The sequence below is a fragment of the Streptomyces sp. SID14478 genome (assembly GCF_010548525.1).
Classification (GTDB): domain Bacteria; phylum Actinomycetota; class Actinomycetes; order Streptomycetales; family Streptomycetaceae; genus Streptomyces.
The window spans coordinates 1-9,608 of record NZ_JAAGMG010000039.1 but is presented as its reverse complement, the minus strand read 5'-3'; the positions used below and the strand labels follow the sequence as shown (position 1 = coordinate 9,608).

The window sequence follows — 9,608 nt, the reverse complement described above, 5'->3', positions numbered from 1 at the left end:
GCGGATCGACCTCGGCGACGGCGAGCGCGCCGCCCGGCCCGGCCACGGCGGCGGCCCGCTGCCCACCGAGGACGGGCCGCTGTACCGTGGGGGGCCCGTCGACCTCGCCGAGCTCCTCACCCAGTGGCACCGCTCGGGCGCCGTCGACGGCTTCCACCTCACGCCGCTCGACCCGCGCCGCGACCTGGAGCGCCTGGTCAACGGAACCGTGCCGCTGCTCCAGCACCGCGCCCTGTTCCGCACGTTCTACCCGGGCAGCACGCTCAGGGAGCACCTGGGGCTGGCCCGTCCCGTCCACCAGTTCGCAGCCCTCGCGGGGGACCCGTCATGACCTCAACGTCCCGTCCACGCAAGCAGATCCACCTCGCCGCCCACTTCCCGGGCGTCAACAACACCACCGTGTGGACCGACCCGCGCTCGAAGTCCCAGATCGACTTCGGCTCCTTCGAGCATCTCGCCCGCACCGCCGAACGCGGCCTGTTCGACTTCTTCTTCCTCGCGGAAGGGCTGCGGCTGCGCGAGCACAAGGGGCGCATCCACGACCTGGACGTCGTCGGGCGCCCCGAGTCCCTGACCGTCCTGAACGCGCTGGCCGCCGTCACCGACCGGCTCGGGCTCGCCGCCACGGTCAACGCCACCTTCAACGAGCCGTACGAGATCGCCCGCCGCTTCGCCTCCCTCGACCACCTCAGCGGGGGTCGCGCCGCCTGGAACGTGGTGACGTCGTCCGACGCGTTCACCGGCGAGAACTTCCGGCGCGGCGGCTACCTCGACCGCGCCGACCGGTACACGCGCGCCGCCGAATTCGTCGAAGTGGCCCGGGAGTTGTGGGACGCGGGAACCGAGCGTCCCTTCCGTCACGACGGGCAGCACTTCACCGTCGAGGGCGACTTCGGCGTGGCGCGCCCGCCCCAGGGCCACCCCGTCGTCATCCAGGCGGGGGACTCCGACGAGGGCCGCGAGTTCGCCGCGTCCGCCGCCGACGTCATCTTCACCCGCCACGGCACGCTGGAGGCCGGGCGGGTCTTCTACGCCGATGTGAAGGCGCGGCTCGCGCGGTACGGGCGGGAGCCCGACGACCTGAAGATCATGCCCGGCGTCACCTTCGTGCTCGGCGACACCGCCGCCGAGGCGCAGGAGAGGGCCGCCGAGATCCGCAGGCAGCAGGTGTCCCCGCAGAACGCGATCCTCGCCCTGGAGCAGATCTGGGGCGTCGACCTGTCCTCGTACGACCCGGACGGGCCGCTGCCCGACATCGACCCGGTCGCGGACTCCGGGCTGTCCCAGGGGCGTACGCATCGCGGCGACGTCTTCGAGGTCGCCGAGAGGTGGCGGGAGTTGTCCCGCGCCAAGGGCCTGTCCATCCGGCAGACGGTGATCGAGACGACCAGCCGCCAGTCGTTCATCGGGACACCCGCGTCCGTCGCCGCCGAGCTCGACGCCTTCGTCCAGGGCGACGCCGCCGACGGGTTCATCCTCGTACCGCACCTGACGCCCGGCGGTCTCGACGGGTTCGTCGACGAGGTCGTGCCGCTGCTGCAGGAACGCGGCGCGTTCCGCACGGAGTACGAGGGCGCCACCCTCCGCTCCCACCTGGGGCTGCGCACGCCCGCACCGCACCACGGAAGGATCCTCACCCATGACTGACGCCGCCGCCCGCCACAAGCAGTGGCACGAGGAGCGGATCGCCGCCGTCTCCGCGCCCTACGGGCCCCTTGCGCTCGTCGGCACGTACTGGCTCGACGATCATCCGGAAGGCCGACTTCCGGCCATCCCGGGGACGTGGCGCGTGGCCGGCGACGCGCTCGTGCACGCCGTCGACGGGGAGGAGACGCGGCTCGGCGCCGATGCCACCGTGACGCTGGGCGCGCGACGGCTCGTGGTCATCACGCGGGAGGGACTGTGGGCGGTACGGGACTTCGACCCGGCCGCGCCCTCACGCACGGGCTTTCGCGGCGTCGACCTCGCCCCCTACGACCCGCGCTGGTCCATCGAGGGCCGCTTCACCGCGTACGCGAGCACGCGCGAGGTCCGGGTCGGCACGGCCGACGGGGTCGAGCGGGGGCTCGGGCTCGCCGGTGAGCTGGCCTTCGTGCTCGACGGGCAGGAGCACGTGCTCAAGGTGGCGCGGCAGGCCGACGGGCGGCTGTGGGCGGTGTTCGCCGACGCCACCGCCGGACGCACAAGTTTCCGGTTCCGCTTCCTGTACCCCGAGGCGCCCGACGCCGAGGGCCGGACCACCGTGGACCTCAACCGCGCCGTCCTGCCCAACTGCGCCTTCGCCGACCACTTCATCTGCCCCTTCCCGCCTCCGGGCAACATCCTCTCCGTGGCGGTCGAGGCGGGCGAGCGGAACCTCACGGCGCCCGTGTCCGTCTGACGTAGAGCGCCGGCCCCGGCGGCGTGGACCCGCGTATGCCCGGTACGAGGGAGGCCGTCGGGGCATGCCGTCGTGCACGCGGAAAACCGGCGGAAGTCCGAAAGGCGCCCTTGTGCCGGGCAGTTGACAGACCGAATACTCCCGAGCAGCGCTTGTCAGGGTCACGGCGTGTCCGGAATCCGGATGCCCACCGCGGCTCTGGCTGCGCCTCACGGGCCCCGACCCCACGCGGGCCCCCGACTTCCCTCGGGAGGAACAGGCAGTGAGGATCAAGCGCACCACCCCCCGCAGCGGCGTGGCGAGACGGAACCGGCTGATCGCCGCGGGTACCGGCTTCCTCGCCGCGGCAGCGTTCGCCGCACCCTCCGCGCACGCCGCCGAGGCACCCCAGACCTTCAGCGCCGCCGAACTCACGCAGACCAGCGACGCGGTGCGCAGCGCCGACGTCGCCGGCACCGCGTGGACCGTCGACGCGAAGACCAAGCAGGTCGTCGTCACCGTCGACAGCACGGTGTCGCAGGCCGAGATCGCCAAGCTGAAGGCAGAGGCCGGCGACACCGCCGGCGCGCTCAAGGTGGAGCACACCAAGGGCACCTTCCGGAAGCTGATCTCCGGCGGCGACGCCATCTACGCGAGCAGTTGGCGCTGCTCGCTCGGCTTCAACGTCCAGAACAGCGCCGGGGCCTACTACTTCCTGACGGCCGGCCACTGCACCGACGGCGCCGGCACCTGGTGGTCCAACTCGTCGCACTCGACGACCCTGGGCACCACCTCCGGGTCCAGCTTCCCGGGCAACGACTACGGCATCGTGAAGTACACCAACAACTCGGTGGCCAAGTCCGGCACGGTCGGCAGCCAGGACATCACGCGTGCTGCCACGCCGTCCGTGGGGACCACGGTCACCCGGCGCGGCTCCACCACCGGCATCCACAGCGGCCGGGTCACCGCCCTGAACGCCACCGTCAACTACGGCGGCGGCGACATCGTCTCGGGCCTCATCCAGACCACGGTCTGTGCCGAGCCCGGCGACTCCGGCGGCCCGCTGTACGGCGGCACCACCGCCTACGGCCTCACCTCCGGCGGCAGCGGCAACTGCACGTCCGGCGGCACCACGTTCTTCCAGCCGGTCACCGAAGCGCTCAGCGCGTACGGGGTGCACGTCTTCTGACGGCCCCCGGGCAGGCCCCGCACGTACGATCCTGATCAGCAGCCAGCAGTGGGGGAGCCCCCGCCGGTCACGTCGACCGGCGGGGGCTCCCCCGTGCCGGGACGCGGACCGGTACGGACCCGTGTACCGAACGACGGGCGGGCGGCCTCTTCGCGGACCGGACTCTCCCTTTTGTGCCCCTACGGGGTTACGGTCGAACAAGACGCCTGTTGCGCCCACTTCGGACCCTGGGGGGCCGTGAGATGGTCGAGGAACTGGTGGCGGCGGGAGCGACCGTCGTCTGTGCCGGAGCGGTGTACGCGATGGCCGCGGCCCGGGTCGTCAGACAGTACGAGCGCGGGGTGGTCTTCCGTCTCGGGAAGCTCAGATCGTCCGTGCGCGGGCCCGGATTCACGATGGTCGTGCCGTTCGTGGACAAGCTCCGCAAGGTCAACATGCAGATCGTGACGATGCCCGTGCCCGCGCAGGACGGCATCACCAGGGACAACGTCACGGTGCGGGTGGACGCCGTCATCTACTTCAAGGTCGTGGACGCGGCCGAGGCCGTCGTGCAGGTCGAGGACTATCGGTTCGCCGTCTCGCAGATGGCACAGACCTCGCTGCGGTCGATCATCGGCAAGAGCGACCTGGACGACCTGCTGTCCAACCGCGAGAAGCTCAACCAAGGCCTGGAGCTGATGATCGACAGCCCGGCCATCGGGTGGGGCGTGCAGATCGACCGCGTCGAGATCAAGGACGTGTCGCTGCCCGAGACCATGAAGCGCTCGATGTCGCGGCAGGCCGAGGCGGAGCGCGAGCGGCGCGCCCGGATCATCAACGCCGACGCGGAGCTGCAGGCGTCGAAGAAGCTCGCCGAGGCGGCGGAACAGATGTCGGAGCAGCCCGCGGCACTCCAACTGAGGCTGCTGCAGACCGTGGTGGCGGTCGCCGCGGAGAAGAACTCGACGCTGGTGCTGCCGTTCCCGGTGGAGCTGCTGCGGTTCCTGGGGCGGGCGACGCCCGGGGACGCGGCGCACGCGGCGAAGGCCGTGACCCATCTCGCGGAGCAGGTGCCGGGTCTGACGCAGGGGCAGGGGCAGGGCCGGATCGCGGAGACCGCGCCGACCGCCGCACCCGTCGCGGAACCCGTCGTCGAATCCACGCCATCGAAAACAAGACAGGACTAGTCCTCACCCCCTGCTGTTCACCCTGTGCACGCAGTGTTTGCAATGGGGATCGACGTGCGGTGGGGCAGGGGGTCCCAGGAGCTGGAGGGTGCAGGGGAGTTGCCGCACACGCGTCCTGAAGTCGACCTTGTGTGCCCCCTGTGACCATCGGGATAGTGGGCGCGTCAGCCTCACGGAACCGGCTCACCCCCACATGGAGCCGGTTCCCAACCCCCCACAGGAGGCAGTGAGTTGAAACACCGACGCATACCCAAGCGGCGCGTCGCCGTGGCCGGAGCGGGAATCGCCGCCCTGGTCGCCGCGGGAGTCACCTTCCAGACTGCGAACGCCAGCACCGATGCGCCCGACCTGGTTCCGCAGACCCTCTCGGTCGCCAAGGCCGGAAACCTCGCCTCGACCCTGACGAAGGACCTCGGCGCGGACTCGGCGGGCAGCTACTACGACGCCAAGGCCCACCACCTCGTCGTCAACGTCCTGAACGAGGACGCCGCACGGACGGCCGAGGCCGCTGGCGCCAAGGCCAGAGTCGTGACGAACTCCCTCGCCGCACTGAAGAGCGCCCGCACGACGCTGAAGAGCGACGCCAGCATCCCCGGCACCTCCTGGGCCACCGACCCGGCCACGAACAAGGTCGTCGTCACCGCCGACCGCACGGTCGACGGCGCGGCCTTGAGCAAGCTCAGCAAGGTCGTCGACGGGCTCGGCGCCAAGGCCGAACTCAAGCGCAGTCAGGGCGAGTTCAAGCCCCTCGTCGCGGGCGGCGACGCCATCACGGGCAGCGGCGGCCGCTGCTCGCTCGGCTTCAACGTGGTCAAGGGCGGCCAGCCGTACTTCATCACGGCGGGTCACTGCACCGAGGCGATCTCCACCTGGTCGGACTCGAGCGGCCAGGAGATCGGCACGAACGAGCAGTCCAGCTTCCCGGACAACGACTTCGGTCTGGTCAAGTACACCGCGGACGTCCCGCACCCCAGCGAGGTCGACCTCTACAACGGCTCCGCGCAGGCGATCACCAAGGCCGGTGACGCGACCGTCGGCATGCAGGTCACGCGCTCCGGCTCCACGACCCAGGTCCACGACGGCACGGTGACCGGCCTGGACGCCACCGTGAACTACGGCAACGGCGACATCGTCAACGGCCTCATCCAGACCGACGTCTGCGCCGAGCCCGGCGACAGCGGCGGCTCCCTCTTCTCCGGTGACACGGCGATCGGCCTCACCTCCGGCGGCAGCGGTGACTGCTCCTCCGGCGGCGAGACGTTCTTCCAGCCGGTGACCGAGGCGCTCTCCACATTCGGCGCCGAAATCGGCTGATCCACGTCTGGGGGCACCCCGTATCCGCGGGGTGCCCTTTTTCGTGGAAATTCTTGTGAAAGTTTTCACAAGCCCGCAAGGGGCTTTGGTCCCTGGCGGTCCTTGCAGGTGGGAGTGGGTTTCGCGAGTCGCTGTGCGATCTTGAAGGGACCTTCTACCTCCCTGGTCAGGCCCTTTTCGGCGCCACGGAAGAGGCGTGGAGGTGTGGAATTGAACCATCAGCGAAAAGGGCCGTGAAAAAGGGAGCCTGCCGTGGAAACCGAGGGCAAGGTCGAGGAACTGGTCGCACGGGCGCAGGCGGCGCTCGAACAGTTCACGTCGTACGACCAGGAGCAGGTCGACCACATCGTCAAGAAGGCGTCGCTCGCGGCGCTCGCCCGCCACGGCGACCTGGCGAAGGCCGCCGTCGAGGAGACCGGGCGCGGCCTCTTCGAGGACAAGGCGGTCAAGAACCTCTTCGCGTGCGAGCACGTCGTGAACTCGCTGCGCGGCCTCAGGACGGCCGGTGTCATCTCCCGCGACGAGATCAACGGCATCACCGAGATCGCCGAACCGGTCGGCGTCGTCTGCGCGATGACCCCCGTCACCAACCCCACCTCCACGACGATCTTCAAGGCGCTGATCGCGCTGAAGACCCGTAACCCGATCGTCTTCGCCTTCCACCCCAGCGCCCAGCAGTGCTCCGCCGAGGCCGCCCGTGTCGTGCGCGACGCCGCGATCGAGGCCGGTGCCCCCGAGGGCTGCGTGCAGTGGATCGAGGAGCCGTCGATGGCGGCCACCGGGCTGCTCATGAACCACCCGGGCGTCTCCACCATCCTCGCCACCGGCGGCAACGCCATGGTCAAGGCCGCCTACTCGTGCGGCAAGCCGGCCCTCGGCGTCGGCGCCGGCAACGTCCCCGCCTACGTCGCGAAGGACGCCAAGCTGGGGCGCGCCCTCCACGACATCGTGCTCTCCAAGGCCTTCGACAACGGCATGATCTGCGCCTCCGAGCAGGCCGTGATCCTCGACCAGGAGATCTACGAGGACGGCGTCGCCGAGCTGAAGCGGCTGCACGCCCACGTCATGACGGCCGCCGAGAAGACCAAGCTGGAGGAGTTCGTCTTCGGGACGACCGCCTACGCCACCGACTGCTCGGGTGCCAAGCTGAACGCGGCGGTCGTCGGCAGGTCGCCGGTGTGGATCGCCGAGCAGGCCGGGTTCGAGGTCCCGCACGACACCTCGATCCTCGTCGCCGAATGCGCCGAGGTGGGGGAGGGGGAGCCGCTCACCCGCGAGAAGCTGTCCCCGATCCTGGCCGCGCTGAAGGCACGCGACACCGCGCACGGCCTCGAACTCGCCGCCCAGATGGTCGAGTTGGGCGGACTCGGGCACTCCGCCGCCATCCACACCGAGGACGAGGCGCTCGCCGAGGAGTTCGGCCGCCGGGTCAAGGCGATCCGCGTCATCGTCAACTCGCCCTCCACCTTCGGCGGCATCGGCGACGTCTACAACGCCTTCCTCCCGTCGCTGACCCTGGGCTGCGGCTCCTACGGCCACAACTCGGTCTCCGACAACGTCTCCGCGGTCAACCTCCTTAACATCAAGCGGATCGGGCGGCGCAACACCAACATGCAGTGGTACAAGATCCCGCCGAAGATCTACTTCGAGCGCAACGCCGTCAAGTACCTCGGCGAGATGGACGGCGTCAGCCGCGTCACGCTCGTCACCGACCGGACCATGGGGAGGATCGGCTTCGTCCAGAAGGTCACCGACATCCTCAACTCCCGCCCCGAGCCGGTCACCTTGCAGGTCATCGACAACGTGGAGCCGAACCCGGAGCTGGCCACCGTGCAGGCCGGTGCCGCCGCCATGCGCGACTTCGGCCCCGACACGATCGTCGCGCTCGGCGGCGGCTCGCCGATGGACGCCGCGAAGATCATGTGGCTGATGTACGAGCACCCCGAGATCGAGTTCGCGGACACGAAGGAGAAGTTCTTCGACATCCGCAAGAGGGCCTACACGTTCCCGCAGCTGGGCGCGAAGGCGAAGCTGGTCGCCGTTCCGACCACGTCGGGCACGGGCTCCGAGGTCACGCCGTTCGCGGTCATCTCCGACCCGGCAGCCGCCCAGAAGTACCCCCTCGCCGACTACGCGCTCACCCCGGACGTCGCGATCATCGACCCGATGCTGCCGATGAACCTGCCGCCGACCGTCACCGCCGACTCCGGCTTCGACGCGCTGACCCACGCCACCGAGGCGTACGTCTCCGTCTACGCGAACGACTTCACCGACGGCCAGTGCCTGCAGGCCATCAAGCTCATCTTCGAGAACCTGGAAGCGTGCGTGAAGGAGGGCGCGAAGAACCCCGAGGCGCGCGAGAAGATGCACAACGCGTCCACGATCGCGGGCATGGCCTTCGCCAACGCCTTCCTCGGGCTCGTCCACGCCATGGCGCACACCCTCGGCAACACCTTCCACGTCGCCCACGGCCGCACCAACGCGCTGCTCCTGCCGCACGTCATCCGGCACAACGGCACGGTGTCCCACAAGGCGACCCCGTGGCCGAAGGCCGAGACCTACCGGGCGCCCGAGCGGCTCCAGGAGATCGCGCGGATGCTGGGCCTGCCGGCCGCGACGCCGCAGGAGGGCGTGGAGTCGTACGCGAAGGCGGTCGAGGAACTGCGCGACCGCTGCGGCATCCCGGCCTCGTTCCGTGCGGAGGGCGTCGACGAGCGGGAGTTCGTCGAGGCGCTGCCGCAGCAGGCCATGAACGCCTACGCCGACCAGTGCGCGCCCGCCAACCCGCGGATGCCGATGATCGACGACATGAAGCAGCTGATGCGGCAGGCGTACTACGGGAACGCCACCGGGACGCCCGCCGCGTAACTACCGCTTCGGCCAGTACCAGAGCGGTTCGTCCAGCAGCCCCTCGCGCCCCGCCACCGTCGTCCGGCCCGACTCCTTGACCAGTTCGATGGAGTTGACGTCGGTGCGGTGGCGGGACGCGCCGCGTTCCAGGGCCTGCGCCAGCGGCCGGGCGTGGGTGACCACGACGACCTGGGAGGTGCGGGCGGCGGCGAGGATCAAGTGGGCCAGCGGGTCCAGGAGTTCGGGGTGCAGGCTGGTCTCGGGCTCGTTCAGGACGAGGAGTTCGGGCGGGCGCGGTGTGAGCAGCGCGGCCGTCCAGAGCAGATAGCGCAGGGTCCCGTCGGAGAGTTCGGCGGGGCCCAGCGGGCGCTTCAGGCCGCGCTGGGTGAGCTGGATCTCGAACCGGCCGCCGCTGTCGCAGACCCGGACCCGGCTGCCGGGGAACGCGTCCGTGACGGCCTCGTCGAGCGCCGCGTCGTCGCCGATCTCCAGGATGGTCTGCAGCGCGGCGGCCAGGTCGCCGCCGTCGGCCGACAGGACCGGGGTGCGGGTGCCGATGCGGGCCGCGCGGGCGGGCGCCCCGGCGTCGGTGCGGACGTGGTCGTAGAAGCGCCAGGAGCGGATCAGCTCGCGCAGCCGCAGCAGGTCCGGGGCGAGTCCGGGGTCGGCCAGCTCGCTCAGCATGCTGTCGTACGGGCGCAGGTCCTGGCTGCGGTGCCAGCCGCCGTCC

General features: G+C 70.5%; 7 protein-coding genes and 1 pseudogene. 7 read left to right on the top strand and 1 reads right to left on the bottom strand.

The window, feature by feature from the left end:
• The 7 genes and pseudogenes from G3I40_RS01505 to adhE all read left to right on the top strand — a co-directional run.
• Positions 1–331: pseudogene (locus G3I40_RS01505) on the top strand (FMNH2-dependent monooxygenase); the annotation flags it as partial.
• Complete coding sequence (locus tag G3I40_RS01500) at positions 328–1,647, top strand: LLM class flavin-dependent oxidoreductase (RefSeq protein ID WP_164300317.1); 1,320 nt, start codon at positions 328–330, stop codon at positions 1,645–1,647. The pseudogene G3I40_RS01505 and the gene G3I40_RS01500, both read left to right, overlap by 4 nt.
• Positions 1,640–2,380, top strand: coding sequence for a DUF1684 domain-containing protein (locus G3I40_RS01495; protein WP_164300316.1), 741 nt, complete (start codon positions 1,640–1,642; stop codon positions 2,378–2,380). Before G3I40_RS01500 ends, G3I40_RS01495 begins: the two co-directional genes overlap by 8 nt.
• Positions 2,381–2,642: 262 nt before the next feature.
• Positions 2,643–3,548 (top strand): S1 family peptidase, encoded by a 906-nt coding sequence (locus G3I40_RS01490; protein ID WP_164300315.1) that lies wholly within the window; start codon positions 2,643–2,645, stop codon positions 3,546–3,548.
• Positions 3,549–3,790: 242 nt separating this feature from the next.
• The gene (locus G3I40_RS01485) at positions 3,791–4,714 is read left to right on the top strand and encodes a slipin family protein (RefSeq protein WP_164300314.1); all 924 of its coding nucleotides are present in this window, start codon (positions 3,791–3,793) and stop codon (positions 4,712–4,714) included.
• 231 nt (positions 4,715–4,945) lie between these two features.
• Entirely contained in the window at positions 4,946–6,028 is a 1,083-nt protein-coding gene (locus tag G3I40_RS01480; protein WP_164300313.1) for a S1 family peptidase, read from the top strand.
• A gap of 252 nt (positions 6,029–6,280) precedes the next feature.
• A complete protein-coding gene (adhE, locus tag G3I40_RS01475; protein WP_164300312.1) occupies positions 6,281–8,896 on the top strand; it encodes a bifunctional acetaldehyde-CoA/alcohol dehydrogenase in 2,616 nt (871 codons plus the stop codon).
• On the opposite strand, the gene G3I40_RS01470 is transcribed toward adhE, so the two are convergent.
• On the bottom strand, positions 8,897–9,608 hold a 712-nt coding region (locus G3I40_RS01470; RefSeq protein ID WP_164300311.1), incomplete at its 5' end, for an AAA family ATPase.